Origin of the sequence: Vibrio sp. 1F255 (assembly GCF_041439145.1) — a bacterium.
In the GTDB taxonomy this organism is placed as follows: domain Bacteria; phylum Pseudomonadota; class Gammaproteobacteria; order Enterobacterales; family Vibrionaceae; genus Vibrio; species Vibrio crassostreae_C.
The window spans coordinates 157,923-176,963 of sequence record NZ_JBGONQ010000001.1 but is presented as its reverse complement, the minus strand read 5'-3'; the positions used below and the strand labels follow the sequence as shown (position 1 = coordinate 176,963).

17 protein-coding genes are annotated in these 19,041 nt (G+C 44.6%); 12 read left to right on the top strand and 5 right to left on the bottom strand.

What is annotated here, in order from left to right:
• Positions 1-77: 77 nt before the first annotated feature.
• The 3 genes from ACED41_RS00870 to galM all read left to right on the top strand — a co-directional run bounded on the left by ACED41_RS00870 (position 78) and on the right by galM (position 3,716).
• Positions 78-1,133 carry a UDP-glucose--hexose-1-phosphate uridylyltransferase gene (locus tag ACED41_RS00870; protein WP_017060800.1) on the top strand — a complete coding sequence of 352 codons (1,056 nt, stop codon included), beginning with the start codon at positions 78-80 and terminating at the stop codon, positions 1,131-1,133.
• Between the two features lie 231 nt (positions 1,134-1,364).
• Positions 1,365-2,525 carry a galactokinase gene (gene galK / locus ACED41_RS00865; protein ID WP_017060799.1) on the top strand — a complete coding sequence of 387 codons (1,161 nt, stop codon included), beginning with the start codon at positions 1,365-1,367 and terminating at the stop codon, positions 2,523-2,525.
• 111 nt (positions 2,526-2,636) lie between these two features.
• Positions 2,637-3,716: a galactose-1-epimerase gene (galM, locus tag ACED41_RS00860; RefSeq protein ID WP_017063325.1), complete on the top strand. Its 1,080-nt coding sequence runs from the start codon at positions 2,637-2,639 to the stop codon at positions 3,714-3,716.
• Positions 3,717-3,934: 218 nt separating this feature from the next.
• On the opposite strand, the gene ACED41_RS00855 is transcribed toward galM, so the two are convergent.
• Entirely contained in the window at positions 3,935-4,933 is a 999-nt protein-coding gene (locus ACED41_RS00855; RefSeq protein ID WP_017066816.1) for a substrate-binding domain-containing protein, read from the bottom strand.
• 197 nt (positions 4,934-5,130) lie between these two features.
• Between ACED41_RS00855 and ACED41_RS00850 the strand changes: the two genes are divergently transcribed.
• Positions 5,131-5,463: a tRNA-binding protein gene (locus ACED41_RS00850; RefSeq protein WP_017060796.1), complete on the top strand. Its 333-nt coding sequence runs from the start codon at positions 5,131-5,133 to the stop codon at positions 5,461-5,463.
• Positions 5,464-5,509: 46 nt separating this feature from the next.
• On the opposite strand, the gene ACED41_RS00845 is transcribed toward ACED41_RS00850, so the two are convergent.
• Positions 5,510-6,064, bottom strand: a complete 555-nt coding sequence (locus ACED41_RS00845) for a gamma-glutamylcyclotransferase family protein (protein WP_017060795.1) — start codon at positions 6,062-6,064, stop codon at positions 5,510-5,512.
• A 288-nt stretch (positions 6,065-6,352) separates the two neighbouring features.
• On the opposite strand from ACED41_RS00845, the gene ACED41_RS00840 reads away from it, so the two are divergent.
• Positions 6,353-7,537, top strand: coding sequence for an NnrS family protein (locus ACED41_RS00840; protein ID WP_371724337.1), 1,185 nt, complete (start codon positions 6,353-6,355; stop codon positions 7,535-7,537).
• Between the two features lie 67 nt (positions 7,538-7,604).
• Here the strand turns inward: ACED41_RS00840 and ACED41_RS00835 are convergent, their stop codons facing one another.
• The gene (locus ACED41_RS00835) at positions 7,605-8,612 is read right to left on the bottom strand and encodes an adenosine deaminase (protein ID WP_371724336.1); all 1,008 of its coding nucleotides are present in this window, start codon (positions 8,610-8,612) and stop codon (positions 7,605-7,607) included.
• A gap of 354 nt (positions 8,613-8,966) precedes the next feature.
• Between ACED41_RS00835 and ACED41_RS00830 the strand changes: the two genes are divergently transcribed.
• Complete coding sequence (locus ACED41_RS00830) at positions 8,967-9,284, top strand: DUF3622 domain-containing protein (RefSeq protein WP_017069509.1); 318 nt, start codon at positions 8,967-8,969, stop codon at positions 9,282-9,284.
• A 202-nt stretch (positions 9,285-9,486) separates the two neighbouring features.
• Here ACED41_RS00830 and ACED41_RS00825 read toward each other — a convergent pair whose 3' ends face one another.
• Positions 9,487-10,533: a succinylglutamate desuccinylase/aspartoacylase family protein gene (locus tag ACED41_RS00825; RefSeq protein WP_017060792.1), complete on the bottom strand. Its 1,047-nt coding sequence runs from the start codon at positions 10,531-10,533 to the stop codon at positions 9,487-9,489.
• Positions 10,534-10,804: 271 nt separating this feature from the next.
• On the opposite strand from ACED41_RS00825, the gene ACED41_RS00820 reads away from it, so the two are divergent.
• On the top strand, positions 10,805-11,344 hold the full coding sequence (locus ACED41_RS00820) for a DUF3332 family protein (protein ID WP_048605541.1): 540 nt from the start codon (positions 10,805-10,807) through the stop codon (positions 11,342-11,344).
• 138 nt (positions 11,345-11,482) lie between these two features.
• Here the strand turns inward: ACED41_RS00820 and ACED41_RS00815 are convergent, their stop codons facing one another.
• Positions 11,483-12,955 (bottom strand): aminoacyl-histidine dipeptidase, encoded by a 1,473-nt coding sequence (locus ACED41_RS00815; protein ID WP_371724335.1) that lies wholly within the window; start codon positions 12,953-12,955, stop codon positions 11,483-11,485.
• Positions 12,956-14,019: 1,064 nt separating this feature from the next.
• On the opposite strand from ACED41_RS00815, the gene ACED41_RS00810 reads away from it, so the two are divergent.
• The 5 genes from ACED41_RS00810 to proB all read left to right on the top strand — a co-directional run bounded on the left by ACED41_RS00810 (position 14,020) and on the right by proB (position 18,995).
• A complete protein-coding gene (locus ACED41_RS00810; protein ID WP_017060789.1) occupies positions 14,020-15,309 on the top strand; it encodes an NCS2 family permease in 1,290 nt (429 codons plus the stop codon).
• Between the two features lie 84 nt (positions 15,310-15,393).
• Positions 15,394-15,858 carry an oxytetracycline resistance phosphoribosyltransferase domain-containing protein Tet(34) gene (gene tet(34) / locus ACED41_RS00805; protein WP_009847475.1) on the top strand — a complete coding sequence of 155 codons (465 nt, stop codon included), beginning with the start codon at positions 15,394-15,396 and terminating at the stop codon, positions 15,856-15,858.
• Between the two features lie 89 nt (positions 15,859-15,947).
• Complete coding sequence (gene frsA, locus ACED41_RS00800) at positions 15,948-17,201, top strand: esterase FrsA (RefSeq protein WP_371724334.1); 1,254 nt, start codon at positions 15,948-15,950, stop codon at positions 17,199-17,201.
• A 143-nt stretch (positions 17,202-17,344) separates the two neighbouring features.
• Positions 17,345-17,734, top strand: a complete 390-nt coding sequence (gene crl / locus ACED41_RS00795; protein ID WP_065677578.1) for a sigma factor-binding protein Crl — start codon at positions 17,345-17,347, stop codon at positions 17,732-17,734.
• Positions 17,735-17,810: 76 nt separating this feature from the next.
• Positions 17,811-18,995: a glutamate 5-kinase gene (gene proB, locus ACED41_RS00790; RefSeq protein ID WP_012604650.1), complete on the top strand. Its 1,185-nt coding sequence runs from the start codon at positions 17,811-17,813 to the stop codon at positions 18,993-18,995.
• The last annotated feature ends 46 nt before the right edge of the window (positions 18,996-19,041 follow it).

Sequence of the window (19,041 nt, the reverse complement as noted above, 5' to 3'; positions counted from 1 at the left end):
GATAGGGAATCTCCTTGTAGAAGAATTATTCATCTTGGTGAATTGACCAAGACACAAAATTTGAGAGCAATCTAAACATGTCAAAAGTTGAATTTAACCCAGTAGACCACCCGCATCGTCGTTATAACCCATTAACGGGTCAGTGGATCTTAGTATCACCGCACCGAGCAAAACGTCCTTGGAGTGGCCAAGATGAAAAACCATCGACTGCGCAGCTTCCTGCGTATGAGAAAGAGTGTTTCTTGTGCCCAACCAATACGCGTATCTCGGGCGACGAAAACCCAGATTACGACGGCACTTATGTATTCAGTAATGACTTCGCGGCGTTGATGCCTGATTCACCTGACGCTCCAGAGTCTGATAACCCTCTATTCAAGACTCAAGGTGTTCGCGGGTTGAGCCGCGTGATCTGTTTTTCTCCGGACCACAGCAAAACGCTGCCAGAGTTACCAGTAAACAAGATTCGCGGTGTTATCGACACATGGAATGAACAGATTGAAGAGCTAGGTAAAGACTACCTATGGGTTCAAGCGTTTGAAAACAAAGGCGAGACCATGGGCTGTTCTCAGCCTCACCCACACGGTCAAATTTGGGCGAACAGCTTTCTGCCCAACGAGATTGAACGCAAAGAGAAACTCTTAAAAGAGTACTTCGAACAACAAGGTTCGAATCTTTTAGTGGATTACGTTGAAGCTGAAATGAAAGACGGCTCTCGCACTGTGGTTGAAACTGAACATTGGATTGCTGTGGTTCCTTATTGGGCGGCGTGGCCATTTGAAACCATGTTGCTACCAAAAACACACATTCGCCGTATGAGCGAACTGACTGACGAGCAGCGTGATGATTTAGCGCTTGCGATTAAGAAGCTGACCAGTCGTTACGACAACTTGTTCCAGTGTTCATTCCCTTACTCAATGGGCTGGCACTATGCACCGTTCTTCGAAGAAGGCACCGACATCGATCACTGGCAACTGCATGCGTTGTTCTACCCGCCACTGTTACGCAGTGCTTCGGTTCGTAAGTTCATGGTCGGCTACGAAATGCTGGCTGAGTCTCAGCGTGATTTAACTGCAGAACAAGCCGCGCAACGTCTTCGTGATTTGAGTGACGTTCACTATAAAGAGCAGGAATAGCCTACTTCGTAGATAACGAGCGAGATTCCTGATATCTCGTCCCTCGATTCTGGAATGACGGCAGATGAAAAGCCCATAAGTTTAAGAGCTTAGAAGCTTAAAAGTTTAGTCGCTGATGTTGTCATTCCCTACCGTGAGCGACGAACGATATAGGGAATCTAAAAGAATTAAAGTGGTGCCGTAAAGGGGCCATAACCAATTGAACAAAGAGTTTAACCAGAGAGTTTACTTATGTCTGACCTAATCCAAAACGTGAAAGCATCTTTTGAGCAAGTCCTTGGTTACCAAGCGACTCATATTATCCAAGCACCAGGTCGTGTGAACCTGATCGGCGAGCACACTGACTACAACGATGGTTTTGTTCTACCGTGTGCCATTAACTACCAAACGGTAGTCGCCGCGGCTAAGCGTGACGACAACATTGTTCGCGTAGTATCAGTGGACTACGGTAATGCAGTCGATGAGTTCGATTTAACTCAAGAGATCACATTCCAACAAGACAAGATGTGGGCGAACTACATTCGTGGTGTGGTGAAGTGCTTAAAAGGTCGCGGCTTTGAATTTACAGGTGCAGACATCTCTGTAACGGGCAACGTGCCTCAAGGTGCAGGTTTAAGTTCTTCTGCGGCGCTGGAAGTGGTGATTGGTCAAACATTCAAGGTGCTTTATAACCTAGAGATCAGCCAAGCTGAAGTGGCGCTAAATGGTCAGCAGGCCGAAAACGAATTTGTGGGCTGTAACTGCGGCATCATGGACCAAATGATCTCTGCAGAAGGTCGCGCAAACCACGCGATGCTTTTGGATTGTCGTAGCCTAGAGACTCAAGCGGTTTCAATGCCAGAAGATATGGCTGTGGTTATCATTAACTCAAACAAGAAACGCGGCTTAGTCGACAGCGAATACAACACACGTCGTGAACAGTGTGAAGAAGCGGCGCGCATCTTTGGTGTTCCGGCACTTCGTGATGTGACCATTGAGCAATTCAAAGCGAAAGAGTCTGAATTGGATGAAATGGTCGCGAAACGTGCTCGTCACGTGATTACTGAAAATGACCGTACTGTTGAAGCGGCTCAAGCTCTACGCACTCATGATATGAAGCGTATGGGCGAGTTGATGGCTGAATCGCATGCATCAATGCGTGATGATTTTGAAATCACGGTGAAAGAGATTGATGCGCTGGTTGATATGGTCAAAGAAGTGATCGGTGAACAAGGTGGCGTGCGTATGACTGGCGGTGGTTTCGGTGGTTGTATTGTGGCATTGGTTCCACCTGCATTGGTTGATGAAATCAAAACAACCGTTGAACAGAAATATCAAGCGGCGACGGGGCTAAAAGAATCTATTTATGTGTGCCAAGCGAAAGACGGAGCAGGCTTAGTTGAAGTAATCTAACGGCTTCGAGACTTAATATAGAGCTTACCAAGTAAAAAGATCATGGTAGGCCAAATGCTAAAGCCTTTACTTCAGGTAGAGGCTTTTTACTGGCACTAGAAGGAATTTAGAATGACACAAGAGCAAAACCTGCATCAATCCATGGCGCAGACTCCAGCCTATGATGGCCAACCCGCTCAGTTAGTGACGCTATCAAATACGCATGGCATTCAAGTGACATTCATGGATATTGGTGCAACATGGTTGAGCTGTATCCTGCCAGTAAAGGGAAACAAAAGAGAAGTGTTGTTGGGTGTTAACTCAATGGAGAACTTCGATAAACAAGCCAGCTATATGGGCACAACCGTTGGCCGTTATGCTAACCGCATTGCTAATGGTCGTTTCAAAATTGATGGTCAGAATTACAAGCTGGAAACCAACCAAGCGGGCAATACCTTACATGGTGGCCCGAACGGATTTGATAAACGCCGTTGGAATATTGCCGAGCAAACCGAAACGTCAGTGGTGTTCAGTCTAGAGTCTGCTGATGGCGACCAAGGATTCCCGGGGAATTTGAATGTGTCGGTACGTTATGACATCACCGAAGACAATCGAGTGTCCATTAATTACTCTGCAACCACAGACAAGCCGACTGTAGTCAACCTAACGAATCATGCGTACTTCAATCTACTTGGCGCTGAAGCTGGACACGATTGTTTGTCACACATTGTCAGTATCAATGCTAATCAGTTCTTACCGACCAATTCGGTGGGTATTCCGTTAGGTAACCTTAAATCAGTGAAATCGACCAGCTTTGACTTCAATCAGCCTATGATGATCTCAGAGCGTTTGTTGGGCGATGAACAGCAGAAAGCAGCAAAGGGTTACGACCACTCTTTCTTATTGGCTGATGGCTGCAAACGCACTCAATGCGCCGCGACCGTAACCTCACCGGATGCGCTCGTCACACTAAAAGTATTTTCAACCAAACCTGCGATGCAGCTATACACCGGAAACTGGCTTGGTGGCACACCAAACCGAAGTGGTGGCAGCTATGAAGACTACGCTGGTTTGGCGCTAGAAACTCAGTTCTTACCTGACTCTCCTAACCACCCAGAGTGGAAGCAGGACAGTTGTATTCTCAAGCCTGAACAAGAATATAACTACAGTACCTGTTACCAGTTTGAATTTTCGGGGGATTCTTCAAACTAGTACGCTCTAGCTCAAAGCGGTTACGTCAATATCTTTTGTTTGTGAATAGGACGATGTGAATTATCGCGTTGTTCTTGGGGGATGAGCAAAAGTGGCGCTCAACAAGAGTGCGGTTTATTAAGCGCGATTGTTGAGTATCTGAGTAAGGTAGGAAAGCCCTAACAGAAGCGATTCTGTTAGGGCTTTTTTTGTTTATTGCTTGATGAGTCGACCAGAACCTAGACTTTCTCTACCGAATTACGGCGTACCAGAGTTGGAGAGAACATCATTGGTTCAGTTGAGGTGTTTTCACCTTTGGCTAAGTGCAACGCGAGTCGTGTCGCTTTCTCTGCCATCATCTGAATCGGGTAGCGAATAGTGGTGAGCTTTGGATGAACATAGCGGGCAATCAAACCATCATCGAAACCGATGATCGACATTTTGTCTGGCGCTTGAATACCGTTTTCATCAAGGACAGACAAAGCACCAGCTGCCATGTAATCGTTGTACGCCACAATGCCAGTGATTGGCAGTGACTTAGTCAGAAGGTTAGTCATGGCGTATTCGCCACCGTCACTGGTCGGCGCTGAGTATTCAATATAGCTGTCAGAGAGCGCTATTTTGTAATCTGAGAGTGCCGCTAAGTAACCTTGGATACGCTCATCGGCATCTTCAATGCTATGCGATGAGGCGATACAGGCAATGTTCTTATGGCCATGGCGGATCAGATATTCCGTCGCAAGATACGCACCTTTTTTGTTGTCTAAGAAAATACAGTGGTTGGCAATCTCAGCAATATAACGGTTGATCAGTACTAAGCCTTTGACCTCTTTTGCATAGGCAATCAGTTCTTCGTCGGTGAGGCCTTTAGAGTGGATCACCAGGGCGTCACAACGGCTGTTAATCAGCAATTCAATCGCTTGTCTCTCTTCTTCACGATCGTGCGAGCCATTACCGACAAGGATATGTTTTCCGTTCTCACGAGCGACATTGTCGACAGCCTTAACCAGCGTGCCAAAAAAGGGATCGGAGATGTCACCGACCAATACACCAACAGTGTTCGTGCTTTGGCTTACCAGCGCTCGAGCATTGGCATTCGGTCGATAGCCAAGTTTAGACATCGCTTTAGTTACAGACTCTACCGAGCTTGCACTCGCCTTGGGAGACTTGTTGATCACTCGAGATACGGTTGCAACAGAAACACCAGCTTCCTTTGCTACATCTTTAATTGTTGCCATTTTTAACCTCTATACATTGCTTCATCTATTTAACACCGACAATGATAGTAAGGCAACGAAACTCTCATTTTACTTCCAGTAATGAGATCTTTACCGCTTGTAATTATTAGGCTTAATGCTAGTGTAAACATTTACATTTTACTTAATTTTAGTAAATGATTTAATGAGTGAAAATAAACCAATATAGGAAGTGAGAAATGGATACTGTCTCTTATGGTGACTTTGCTAAGTTAGAAATGCGTGTCGGTAAGATCATTGAGGTTGTGCGTCATGAAAACGCGGACAAGCTTTACATAGTGCAAGTGGATGTTGGTGACAAGACACTGCAAACGGTGACCAGCCTAGTCCCTTACTACACAGAAGAAGAGTTGATGGGTAAGCAGGTTGTTGTTTTGTGCAATCTAGCGAAGGCGAAGATGAGAGGCCACACTTCTGAGTGCATGTTGCTTTGTGCAGAAACGGAAGATGAATCTGAAAGTGTATTGCTAACACCTGAACGTGCGATGCCAGCAGGTATTCGTGTCGTTTAAGCTCACTTTAGGTTGGTGAGTCAATGTGTTCACCAACCTAAATCAACTAGCTGCGTACAGTTAGTATCAAGCCATCAATCACACTGTGATGGTGATCGGAAACCCCAGCAAGGTTGCCGTATTTAGGCTGGTGGCGATCATTTTCTAATGGGTGATGCCAACCTTGTGTGTGTTTAACGAAGTGCGCCGCAAAGCTTTCAGACACCTCTAAACATCCTGCTAATACAGTATCGACGTAGGTTTGAACGATAGGGCTGTTTTCGCAAGGTGCTTCAATCTCGTCTTTGATGTAAACCCAGATCGGTTGATCCTGTTTGAATTCATCTTGGCTTTCTATCTGAGAGGCCTTTAACTCGATTCGGTGATAACCACGCTCACGGCGATCAAACTCAGCCAGTGCAATATCATCCACCTCAAGCAACACACCATTCACTTGTCCCTCGCCGAGATTGACGATCAAAGGTGATAACACATAGCTGTCATCGATCTTGCTCCAATGGCGAATTAAGCCATGAACAATCGCAGGGATCGCTTGCCCTGTCTGACCGGTAAGCTGGCGTGAAGATGAGTTGATTAAACTGCCATAACCAAAAATATACATCGCATTCCTTGTCTGAGTTGTTCCATTTAAGTCTAGTCTTACTATATGTGGCGAGATACCAAAAGTCAGTAAGTTTCTATTTATACATCTATATGTCCTTATGACTCTTTTGGTTGTGTTTTTTTGACTTGTTTATTGGCTAGTGAATCTCGTGAGTCGCTGTTTTTACTGGTTTTATCTAATTGGCGCGTTTCATGCAGTGTTATCTGCATATTGCATCGGATTTGATGCATACAAAATTTGGTTTAGGTAATACCTTGGCCGCTTATCTGAGAATTAGGAGCGAGTTTGTTAAATATCACAGATAAAAGTGTAGAAGACGCGATTCCAGCCTACCTGCGTTTAGGCTTTCGACCTTTCTTCTTTTTAGGCAGTCTCTATGCAGTGATCGCGATTGTCGCTTGGGTCATCATGTTCCAAAACGGTCAGCCTGAGATTTTAAAAGTTCCCGCACTGTGGTGGCACGTGCATGAGATGCTGTTTGGTTTCTCAATGGCGATAGTGGTCGGTTTTGTGTTAACGGCAGTACAAACCTGGACGGGTGTCAATGGAACCAAGCACTATCGGTTGGCAATTCTTGTGGGCTTTTGGCTCGCACCTCGTATTCTGTTTTGGACCCCCGCACCGTTATGGCTGATCTCATCGGTTGAGGCGTTGTTCTTAATCTTCGCCGCTTACGAAATTGGTTTCCGAGTTGTTAAATCGAAAGGCTGGAAGAATCTATTCTTTGTGCCGCTGTTTATATTGGCTATCGTGGCGAACTTTGCTAGTTACGCAACCATTAAGGGCATGCCTCCATTCCCGTCGTCTGCGGTATGGCAAGCGATGTTGTGGTGGTTTACTTTGCTGTTATCAGTGATGGGTGGGCGAGTTATTCCGTTCTTCACGGCACGTCGCTTTGACTTTGAAAAAGCACAACCACTGGTTTGGTTGGAATGGTTAGCGAATCTACCTTTGGTGGGCTTATTTGTGTTGAGCTTCTTCCCATTGACCTTTGCTCAAGTCGGCAATGAGTTGATGGTATTTTCAGGTGTGACTCAGTTGGTGCGCTTTATCCGCTGGAAGCCTTGGACTACGTTATCTGAACCCTTGGTGTGGTCGCTGCATGCGGCTTACCTATGCATCCCTTTAAGCTTGCTGCTACGTGGTTTATTAGACAACCCGTTCGCGAGCCACAACATGCTGCACTTGTTTGCGATTGGCGGTTTGAGTGGGTTAATTCTTGCGATGATTACGCGTGTGACAATGGGGCACACGGGTCGTGCAATCTATAAAGGGCCAAGTATGGCGTTAGCGTTCTCGGCTATTTTTATCGCGGCTTTGGTTCGCAGCGTAGGTGTGACTTTCTTCCCTGCGTATTTATTTGAGATGGTGAACATCAGCGCGGGTTTATGGACGTTAGCATTCGGGTTGTTTATCTGGAAGTTCGGCATGATGCTTTTAACGCCAAGAGTGGATGGTCACCCAGGCTAAGCCAATGGGTTATCAACTCATACTAAAAGGGAAGCTCTGAGCTTCCCTTTTTGATCTTGATAACTCATTAAGTATTCGCAGCAAGATATTGACGTACCTGTGTGATGAGATCTTCTTTGGCATGAGGCGAGATGAAACTGGCTTCGATGGCATTAATACTGAATTGCGCTAATTCGTTTTTCGTCAGTGGATGAGCATTGGCGACGGCGAGGAAGTTATCATTCATATAGCCGCCGAAGTAAGCCGGATCATCGGAATTGATGGTGACGCACAGCCCTTTTCTCAGCAACTCGACGATGTTGTGCTCTTGCATGGTCTCAAACACCTTGAGCTTGGTATTCGATAGCGGGCAGACTGTTAGAGGTGTGCGTTTTGCTATTAGCTGTTCCATCAGATCCTCATCTTCTACACAGCGAACGCCATGATCAATTCGGGTAATGCCTAGCAAGCTCAGTGCGTCGCTAATATTTTGTGCTGGGCCTTCTTCTCCGGCGTGCGCGACAGTCAGAAAGCCTTGGTTGATCGCTTCTTGGAATACATGTTTAAACTTCTCTGGTGGATTGCCCTGTTCTGATGAATCTAACCCAACGGCAATGATCTTATCTTTATAAGGAAGGGCTTGTTTGAGTGTTTCAAAAGCGCTGTCTTCATCGAGATGACGCAGAAAGCACATGATCAGTTGGCTGCTGATACCAAGCTCTTGCTCCACTTGATTCAAAGCTCGAGTAATCCCGCCAACGATGACTTCAAAGTCAATGCCGCGTTCAGTGTGAGTCTGAGGGTCGAAGAAGATCTCAGTATGAACCACATTATCTTGCTGACACTTCAACAGATAAGCCCACGTCAGGTCGTAGAAATCTTGTTCATGAATCAGTACGTTTGCACCTTGGTAATAGATATCGAGAAAGGATTGAAGATTGTGGAACTGGTACGCGTCTCGAACTTGGTCTGGGGTCTCAAAGGGAATCGACAGGTTATTACGCTTGGCGAGTTGGAACATCAGCTCTGGCTCTAATGTGCCTTCTATATGTAAGTGCAGCTCAACTTTGGGTAAATTTTTGATGAAGCTATCCATAGCAACTCCTTAGCTATTTTAATTATGGGCGGAGTAGGTGAGGCAGTAGAGTCTATAAACCTGAGCAAGCAGGTATCTCTTTCATTTATCTCTGTTTGAGCATAGTTCATTTCATTGTTGTCGATAAAATTGCACAGAAGTTGATGATGAATCGAGAGTTACGAACCCATTGAAATCCGGCGCAAACGATTTGCAGCATGGGAGTGTGATCCGCTGCAAATATTTGCAGCAATATTCATTGATTTGTGCTCTAATACCGCGCTTACCAAGGGATGGTGTTAAAAGATGCTCACTTAGATGGAGTTATCAAAGTTGACCGATCCCTTAATGATCTCCCTTAGGAAAAAATAGAACATGTCTAAGAACAAAAAATTTGATATCCGCCTTACAGAAAAACGCAACGGTTGGTGTGCAGAGATTACTCGTCAAGTAACGTCTCGCAGCACTACAGTATCTAAGCGTGAGTCTGGTTTCGAAACTGAAGCTCTAGCACAAGAGTGGGCAGAGAAAGAGCTAGCATCTTTCATCGCTAACCAAGCTGAACGTAACGAGCGTAAATCAGAGCAACGTAAAGAGCGTGACGAACTACGTCACACTAAAGAGCTTAAAGCTGAGCAAGCACGTGAAGCGCGCGCTAAAGCTCGTGCAGAAGAGCAACAAGACGCTGAATAATTCAGTGCATGACTAATTTATAGATCCCTTAATTTTAAGATAAGGGATTTGTGAAAAAAAAGCCCCGATACAACTTTTTTCTTTCGAGTTAAAAGTGTTTTGGGGCTTTTTAGTTTGTGGAGTTCTGTTTTATTGTGTTTAAGAGCTCGGTTTGGCTTCTCGCTTTTAACGTCGAGCTCTTAAACTGTTAAGCATTGTCTGATCAGTTATTCAGTGCAGTTAGCCAATCGTCTTCTGCCACTTCTTCAATGTAGCTTTCTACTGATTGTCCTACTTCTTCATCGTCTTGCTTGAAGTAAGCGATGTGGAACACAGCATCACCTTCGTTGACCAAAGGCAGAGTTTGCTGACCAATCACGATACCGCCTTTGGTTGTGATCACTTGGCCTTCTTGGTGACCCAATGGAGAGCTGATGTAAGCAAGGGTTTGTCCTGCTTCAACCTGTTCGCCAAGTCTTACCATGTTACGCAAAATACCGTCTGATTCAGCGCGGATCCAGCTGGTGGATTTACTCAATACTGGCTCTGGTAACTTCTTACGGTTAGGGCGCAGCATGCCGATTTCTTTCATCACTTGATGCACGCCAAGGTAACCCGCACGAATCGCGAGGTGATCAAAACGCAGCGCTTCACCACCTTCGTAAGTTAATACAGGAATACCCAGTTTTTCCGCTTCGCTACGCAGTGAACCGTCGCGCAGTGGAGAATCAATAATCACGGGTGTTGCGAACGCTTTTGCGATGCGCAGTGTCTCAGGGTTCGATAGGTTTGCACGAATCTGTGGCAGATTGGTACGGTGAATCGCGCCCGTGTGTAGATCCAGAATGTAATCACAGTGCTTTGCCACGTTCTCAAAGAAGGTGTAAGCGATACGTGATGTTAACGATCCTTTCTCACTGCCAGGGAAGCAACGGTTTAGGTCACGACGGTCTGGTAGGTAACGAGATTTATGGATAAAGCCAAATACGTTAACGATAGGCACAACAATTAATGTCCCTTTCAGTTTCTTTGGATCAATCGCATTGGTCAGTTGTCGTGCAATCTCAACACCGTTTAGCTCATCGCCGTGGATAGCCGCATTTACCATCAGTGTTGGGCCTGCTTGGCGACCGTGAATAATTTCAATCGGGATCGAAAGTGGAGAATGCGTGTAAAGCTGAGCCGCTTGCAGTTCAATCTCCATTCGCTGTCCTGGCTGAACAGTATAACCAAGTAATTCGAATGGTTGATTAGGTTTTAGTCTTGCCATTTAGGTTGTTCTCAACATGGTGATAATTCGTTAACACGGAATGTAGCAATCGTTGATTTTTAGTACGAATCAATCGCTTTACGGTGACGACAAAAGTTTTTTATGAAGGGGCTTCTGAATTGGTTTCAGTTTTTTATCTGGCTAATTGAAGGGTGTTTAAAATTTTGAATTTTCTGACAATACATTAACTTAGAGCTGATATTTGTCATTCAGTTCGTTGGTATTATCCACCGCCATTTTTTGGCGGCCAAATTCATATATCGAGATAAAAATGAAAAAAACAATTTCAAAAGTTGTAGCACTAGCGGTGGTATCTGTTGCTTTATCTGGCTGTGTTGGTAGCAACGCAGTAACGGGTTACCTAATGAAGTTCAACATCAAGGCTGTTGATAACCGTTACGCTCGTGGTGGTTTGAACATGCTACTTGCACCTGCATACGGTCTAACAGTTGCTGCCGATTACCTAGTATTCAACTCACTAGAGTTCTGGACTGGTAGCAACCCACTAACAGGTGCTCCGCACATCTTTGATACTAAGACTGATACTTACCTAGACATCAACCACCAACTTGATCCGTCTCTAACGGAAGCGCCAGTGGGTCCTATCACGAGTGCAGATGTGATCGAAAAAGGTCAAATGCAGCAGATTGATGAAAACACGATCCAAATGGACATTACTTACCAGTCTGGTGAGCGTGCGACGTTAATCGGTGTTCGTGATGGCGAGATGGTGACGTACTTCATCGATGGCGAAGTTGTGGCACAAACTTCAATTGATGAGCTAGAAAGCTACGCGGCTTCACGCGCTTAATTGCTTATTTAGTCACAAGTAGTAGCTACAAAGATTAGATACAAAAACAGGTACTCATTGAGTACCTGTTTTATTTTGTCTCAGATAAACGGTGTTTACTGTAAAACACCATTTACTGAACAAACATAGCTTATCGAATTAAGCTTTTTCTGGGATCGCTTCAAGCAATGCAACCATTTGGTTCCAGAATAGCTCAACGGTGTCGATCTTCACTTTCTCATCAGGAGAGTGCGGAAACTTGATGGTTGGGCCGAAAGAAACCATATCCATGTTCGGGTAAGGTTCTTTGAATAGACCACACTCAAGACCAGCATGGATAACCATGATGTTTGGCTTGTGACCGTAGATACCTTCGTACATGTCACGGAAGATATGCATGATTTCTGAATCTGCGTCTGGTTTCCAACCTGGGTAAGCACCAGAAAACGCGATGTTAGCGCCTGCTAGTTCAGCAACAGAGTGAAGCATGCTTTCTACTTGGCTACGACCTGAATCGATAAGAGAGCGGATCAGGCAAAGTACTGTGATTGAGTTCTCTTCTGTTGTGATAACACCTACGTTTAGAGACGTTTCCACAACACCTTCAATCTCGTCACTCATACGAATCACGCCGTTTAGACATGCGTTAAGTGCCGCGATAAAGCGAGCTTGGTCTGCTGACGCAAGTGCGCCCATTTCTACAGAAGCTTCTTCATTGAAAGTCACGATGCTGTCTTCTACTTTACCTAGCTCTGTTGAAAGCAGCTCAGTGTAGTAGTTGTATAGTGAAGCCAGTTTTTCTTGGTTTGCCGCAGGAACAGCAACCGTTACGAAACCTTCACGAGGGATCGCGTTACGAAGGCTACCACCTTTGAATTCGACGATGCGAAGGTCTAGCTCTTTTGCGTGACCCGCTAGGAAGCGAGCAAGCAGTTTGTTTGCGTTTGCACGACCTGTGTGGATGTCACAACCAGAGTGACCGCCTTTTAGGCCTTTTAGCGTTAGCTTACGTGTTACGAAGTCAGCTGGAATCGCATTACGAGCAATTTCAAATGTCATTGCGCCGTCGATACCGCCAGCACAACCCATGTACACTTCGCCTTCTTGCTCTGAATCGGTGTTAAGAAGGATATCGCCTTCTAACCAACCCGCTTCAAGACCGAAAGCACCAGTCATGCCTGCTTCTTCATCTACTGTTAGTAGAACTTCGATAGGGCCGTGCTGGATTTCGTTTGAAGCAAGAACCGCTAGGCAAGAAGCCATGCCCATGCCGTTATCAGCGCCAAGCGTTGTGCCTTTAGCTGTAACCCACTCACCATCAATGTATGGTTGAATTGGATCTTTAGCAAAGTCATGAACTGTGTCTTCGTTCTTTTGTGGAACCATATCGATGTGAGCTTGTAGCACTACACCTTTTTTGTTTTCCATACCCGCCGTTGCTGGCTTTTTGATGAATACGTTACCCGTTGGGTCACGACGTACATCTAGGCCTTGCTCTGTTGCCCAAGCAATAATGTATTGAGCAAGCTCTTCTTCATGCTTAGAAGGGTGTGGGATTGAGCAAATCTTATCGAAGAACTGCCAGATAGGGGCAGGGGATAATTTACTGATCTCAGAATGTAATTCAGACACGGATGACTCCTTTTTTATTTAATAACCATATATTTAGGTTTTGTATGGGGAAAAACCTAGAACAAAAATCTAAAATATGGGTCTGTTTTGATGGCAACAGCATACCACTTGAGCGTTTTGACGAGTAGCGGTTCTAAACCTCAAATAGCTCAAATTTTGAAAGCGATCTTGTCCATCTGATCACAGCTAAGCGCCTTGATGCTTATAAATGGAGCAGGCAAACGTTTGTTTAATTCTATTCTGTAATTTTATTACAAAAACAAGTTTGCAAAATAACCGTAAATGGCAAAAAATGTGACGTATAGCAAAAAATACTTGTAATCTTTTTTCTTTAGGGTATATTAATAACCAACTTCTGAGATGAAGAGTAAATGCTCAAAGGATGAGTCCGTTTTATCGCCTCCAAGGAACCGAGAAATCAAATTCGTTTTTTATTGATTTATTAAGGTGATAGTTATGAAAGGTTTACCATCTGCAATGTTCTGGATTAACAGCTCTGTTTACACTAGCAACTTTGCATACCCTACAAGCTTTGGTTACTAATACCGTAAGCATGTAACTCGAACAGTTTTGTTCACCCCTATATATTGGAATTCTTTTACAGCCCTTTTGGTTGACAGATTCTACCGCCACTCAGTTTTGAGTGGCGTTTTTTTTGCCTGCTACTTTTCCAAACCGCTTTCGCTTGTCACTTTCCTTGCTGTTCTGCGTGGTTGTTTTTTAAACGCCGAAATATCAATTTGCGCCTTATTACTGATCCTGTTGAAAAATACATAACTATTGTGAGTTTGAATTCAGAATTTACTGGCTAGATTATCAATGAAAATAACCGATGGTAGAAAAAACAACCAACTAGTTTTAGTGAGTCTATTGTTGTTAATTGTTTGTTTTTAATGGTTATTTATCGATGATATCTTCATTTTTAATCGCTTTGTTTCATACGGCATTCTGATAAATATCGATTAGAGCCTTAATTCTATCTGGAATTTGTTATTTGATAACTTTATAATCCACAGCCAATCGATTACGCAACCGTTTACTTTTTACCCTTATAGGATTCGATAATGTTCGAAAAGCTATTCAAACTCAGTGAAAATGGCACCAATGTGCGCACTGAAATCATCGCAGGTCTAACAACCTTCCTAACAATGGCTTACATCATTTTTGTAAACCCAATGATTCTAGCTGATGCTGGTATGGACCATGGCGCTGTATTTGTAGCAACCTGTTTAGCGGCTGCTATTGGCTGTTTCATCATGGGCTTTGTTGCTAACTACCCAATTGCTCAAGCTCCAGGCATGGGTTTGAACGCATTCTTTACCTACGCTGTTGTAATGGGTATGGGTTATACGTGGCAAGTTGCTCTGGCAGCGGTTTTCGTATCAGGCGTAATCTTCATCTTCTTAAGCATCTTTAAGATCCGTGAATGGATTATCAACTCGATCCCTATGTCTCTGCGTGTTGGTATCTCTGCAGGTATCGGTCTTTTCCTAGCGTTTATTGCGCTTAGCAATGCAGGCATCGTTGTTTCTAACCCAGCAACTAAAGTTTCACTGGGCGACATTACCGCGATTGCTCCTATCCTAGGCTCACTTGGTTTCTTCCTAACGATTGCTCTTGTTCACCGTGGCGTGAAAGGGGCAGTAATGATTGCGATTCTAGCTATCACAGCTCTTGGCATTGTTATTGGTGACGTTCAATACGGCGGCATCATGTCTACACCACCAAGCCTTGCTCCTACATTCATGCAGCTTGATTTCTCTGCTGTATTTGAAATCGGTATGATTTCAGTGGTATTCGCGTTCTTGTTCGTCGATTTGTTCGATACAGCGGGTACTCTGGTTGGTGTTGCAACGAAAGCAAACCTAATCAAAGAAGACGGCAAACTACCTCGCTTGAACAAAGCACTGCTTGCTGACTCTACAGCAACATCTATTGGTGCACTGCTAGGTACATCAAATACTACTTCTTATGTTGAGAGTGTTGCGGGTGTTGCTGAAGGCGGCCGTACCGGTCTAACGGCTGTTGTTGTTGGTATCTTATTCCTACTGGCTCTTTTCTTCTCGCCACTTGCAGGTATGATTCCGGCTTACGCAACATCAGGTGCACTTTTCTATGTAGCAATTCTGATGATGTCTGGCCTAGTTGGCATTGATTGGCGTGATCTTACGGAAGCAGCACCAGTCGTGGTAACATGTCTGCTTATGCCGCTGACGTACTCTATCGCTGAGGGTATCTCACTAGGTTTCATCGCTTACGCTGCAATTAAGCTGCTAAGTGGTAAAGGTCGCGACGTTTCACCTGCTGTGTGGGTAATGTCGGCTATCTTTATTCTTAAATACATTTTCGCTTAATCGTCTAGATTTCTGCTTAATCGCTGAAGAGGCTATGTTTGAAATAGCCTCTAATAACATGACAAAATTATTAGGTTTTATACTATGAGCAACAAATTCGTTATCACTTGGGACAACATGCAGACTTACTGCCGTCAACTTGCTGAAAAGCAAATGCCAGCAGAGCAGTGGAAAGGCATCTGGGCAGTAAGCCGTGGTGGTTTGGTTCCTGGTGCAATCTTGGCTCGTGAGCTAGGTATTCGTCACGTAGATACGATTTGTATTTCTAGCTACGACCACGATCACCAACGTGATATGACAGTAGTTAAAGCACCTGAAGGTGACGGCGAAGGCTTCCTAATCGTTGAAGACTTGGTTGATAGTGGTGACACTGCACGTAAGCTTCGCGAAATGTACCCTAAAGCGAAACTGATCGCTGTATGTGCAAAACCATCTGGCGCTGATTTGCTAGACGAGTACATTGTTGATATCGCTCAAGACACATGGATTGAGCAACCTTGGGATACTAGCCTAAGCTACGTAGAGCCAGTAAATCGCAAGTCAAAATAAGCGTAAACTTAGTTTTTTGAGAAATGACCCTTTATAGGGTCATTTTTTTTTATATTATTAGTGACAACCATTTCTTATTAAGTATCCCAATGTCTGAACCAGAAGAAACGAGCTCGAACCTTTCGGAAACTTTGTTTGTAAAGCACAAGCAAGCGAAAGAGACCTCAATGTTGACACAATACATGCCAAGCTCTGAAGCGCTATTGGATGAGAAACGTGAACAGCAAAACTCATCATGGTATCGAAACCTAAGACGTCTTCAGTGGGTATGGCAAGGCGTTAATCCAATAGAGCAGGAAGCGGTATTGGCTCGCATCGCGTCATCAGATAACTCTCGTACAACCGATGAGTGGCTTGATACGGTCATGGGTTACCGAAGTGGTAACTGGGCATACGAATGGACCAAGCTGGGTATGCAGCATCAAAATCGTTCTAATGAGAAGAATGGTGAAGAGATGGCTGAAGAGCTATTTTCCGCATCGTTGTGCTTCAGTATTGCGGGTTACCCACACCTCAAGAACGACAACTTGGCAGCTCAGGCTCAAGTGTTGGCCAACGCAGCGTATTCTGAAGCGATCAAGCACACTAAGTTGATCGTCAAGCAGATTGATATTCCATACCAAAACAAGAAGATCAAAGCGAACTTGCATCTAACCAAGACAGATAAACCACAACCGGTTGTGATTGTCAGCGCGGGTCTAGATAGCTTGCAAACCGATATGTGGCGCCTGTTTAGGGATTATTTAGCACCTAAGAACATTGCTATGTTAACGGTAGACATGCCATCAATAGGGCACAGTGCACATTGGCCGTTAACAGAAGACTCATCTTGTCTTCACCAAGCAGTGCTGAATGAATTGCCTAACATCCCATGGGTCGATCACCACAAAGTCGGCTTGTTTGGTTTCCGCTTCGGTGGCAATGCGATGGTGAGATTATCTTTCCTCGAGCAACATAAGATTAAAGCGTGTATTTCTTTAGGCGCGCCAATTCACGATATCTTTGTTCATGCAGACAAACTTAAGCAGATGCCTAAAATGCATCTAGATGTATTGGCTTCGCGTCTTGGCAAAGGAGCGGTGGATATCAATAGCCTTTCTGGGCAACTGATGGCTTGGTCATTGAAGGTGCAAGGCTTGCTGGCTAACAGTAAAACCAGTGTTCCTATTTTGGCATTGGCTTTGGAAGGTGACCCTGTTTCACCGCATCTGGATAATCAACTGGTTGCTATTTACAGTGATTACGGCAAAGCGAAGAAAATCAAAACCAAATCAATTACACAGGGGTATGAGCAATCCCTCGAATTAGCGATAAAGTGGCTTGAGGATGAATTATTTAGATGACATTTCTCCGAAATTAGTTAAGCATGAAAAGTGTACAAAGTAAGTACCTGATACTCAGAGAGAATTTATAAAATCCAACTGCGTGCTTTCTACGTATTGCAGTCTGAGTAACGTCATTCTTAACATTGAAATGGAGATTCAATATGTCAGAAGTGACACAACAACCTACGCATTATCGCTTGTTAAACGTTTTAAAGGCTATTGGGCCTTACTTGAGGGAGCCGCAATCAGAAGATGGTCATTACATTTTTGATTGCTTGTCTGTGTGTGTGAACGATAAAAAATCACCAGAAGAACGCGAGTTCTGGGGCTGGTGGCTGGAATTGGATAAGTCGGAAGAGGGATATTCGGCGAAGTACAATATCGGCAAGTACAACATCGATGGTAACTGGGATTCTTTGCCGTTACCTAAAAAGGCGGTCGCTGAGGTCTCTCGAACTCAAGAAGCCTTCCACAAAAAACTGGTTGATGAACTTCAAAGTAAGTTTGAAATCAGTATCCAATTAGACGAAGAGTCTGTCGAATTCGTCTAATTTTAAAGGTTACTCTTCTATATAAAGCAAAAAGGTGCGATTTCGCACCTTTTCTGCTTGTGAATTCCCCTTTTGATTGCTAAAACATCACCTCTTATTTGTTTTATCCATAAAAGACTTCATGACAACAAATCATCAAAGCGGGACAACAACACAGCGTAAAACTGTCGTTGTTAAACTGGGTACCAGTGTCTTAACTGGTGGAACATTGGCATTAGACCGCGCTCATATGGTTGAGCTGGTTCGTCAATGTGCTGAATTAAAAAAACAAGGCCACTCTGTGGTTATGGTTTCGTCTGGTGCAATTGCAGCAGGACGTGAGCACCTTGGTTACCCCGCACTTCCCAACTCAATGGCGAGCAAACAGTTGCTTGCGGCAGTTGGGCAAAGTCAGTTGATTCAAGTTTGGGAGTCTTTGTTTGCTATCTATGGCCTTAAGATTGGCCAGATGCTACTGACTCGTGCTGATCTCGATGATCGCGAGCGTTTTCTTAATGCACGTGACACGATCAACGCACTGGTTGAGCACGATATTATTCCGGTAGTAAACGAAAACGACGCAGTAGCAACCAACGAAATTAAAGTGGGCGACAATGATAACTTGTCGGCCTTAGTGGGTATTTTGTGCGGTGCTGATAAGCTTTTGCTACTAACAGACCAAAAAGGCCTGTTTACGGCTGACCCTCGTAAAGATCCAAATGCTGAGCTCATCAAAGAAGTGAAAACCATTGATGACACGCTGCGTAAGATCGCAGGTGGCAGCGGTACTACGTTGGGTACTGGCGGCATGGCGACAAAACTGCAGGCGGCTGACATTGCTCGTCGCGCAGGCATCGAAGTGATTATTGCTGCGGGCAGTGCTGAAAATGTGGTGTTTGATTCACTGAGTGATAACCCACAAGGCACACGTTTCTTGCCTTTAGCGGAAGCGCTTGAAAACCGTAAACGCTGGATTTTAGCGGGCCCTGCTTCAGCAGGTGACATCGTGGTTGACGACGGCGCAGTAAACGCAGTCAACACCAAAGGCAGCAGCTTGTTGGCGAAAGGGGTTGTTCGAGTTAAAGGCGAATTCTCTCGTGGTGAAGTTACCCAAGTCACAGACAGCAAAGGCAAAGTAATTGCGCGTGGTATCGCCAGTTATTCAAGCCAAGACCTAGCAAAAATTGCAGGCAAGCACAGTAAAGATATTGGCGACATCCTTGGATACGATTATGGGTCAGAAGTCATTCACCGTGACGACCTAGTTGTAATCCAAGAGTAGCTCGTGATGATAAGGTGAATCACCTTTTTGCATCCAAAGACAGACA

What these genes read in the sequence shown, in the direction of transcription:
- ACED41_RS00870 (WP_017060800.1), top strand. Translation starts at nt 78, where the DNA reads ATGTCAAAAGTTGAATTTAACCCAGTAGACCACCCGCATCGTCGTTAT.
- galK (WP_017060799.1), top strand. Translation starts at nt 1,365, where the DNA reads ATGTCTGACCTAATCCAAAACGTGAAAGCATCTTTTGAGCAAGTCCTT.
- galM (WP_017063325.1), top strand. Translation starts at nt 2,637, where the DNA reads ATGACACAAGAGCAAAACCTGCATCAATCCATGGCGCAGACTCCAGCC.
- ACED41_RS00855 (WP_017066816.1), bottom strand. Translation starts at nt 4,933, where the DNA reads ATGGCAACAATTAAAGATGTAGCAAAGGAAGCTGGTGTTTCTGTTGCA.
- ACED41_RS00850 (WP_017060796.1), top strand. Translation starts at nt 5,131, where the DNA reads ATGGATACTGTCTCTTATGGTGACTTTGCTAAGTTAGAAATGCGTGTC.
- ACED41_RS00845 (WP_017060795.1), bottom strand. Translation starts at nt 6,064, where the DNA reads ATGTATATTTTTGGTTATGGCAGTTTAATCAACTCATCTTCACGCCAG.
- ACED41_RS00835 (WP_371724336.1), bottom strand. Translation starts at nt 8,612, where the DNA reads ATGGATAGCTTCATCAAAAATTTACCCAAAGTTGAGCTGCACTTACAT.
- ACED41_RS00830 (WP_017069509.1), top strand. Translation starts at nt 8,967, where the DNA reads ATGTCTAAGAACAAAAAATTTGATATCCGCCTTACAGAAAAACGCAAC.
- ACED41_RS00825 (WP_017060792.1), bottom strand. Translation starts at nt 10,533, where the DNA reads ATGGCAAGACTAAAACCTAATCAACCATTCGAATTACTTGGTTATACT.
- ACED41_RS00820 (WP_048605541.1), top strand. Translation starts at nt 10,805, where the DNA reads ATGAAAAAAACAATTTCAAAAGTTGTAGCACTAGCGGTGGTATCTGTT.
- ACED41_RS00810 (WP_017060789.1), top strand. Translation starts at nt 14,020, where the DNA reads ATGTTCGAAAAGCTATTCAAACTCAGTGAAAATGGCACCAATGTGCGC.
- frsA (WP_371724334.1), top strand. Translation starts at nt 15,948, where the DNA reads ATGTCTGAACCAGAAGAAACGAGCTCGAACCTTTCGGAAACTTTGTTT.
- crl (WP_065677578.1), top strand. Translation starts at nt 17,345, where the DNA reads ATGTCAGAAGTGACACAACAACCTACGCATTATCGCTTGTTAAACGTT.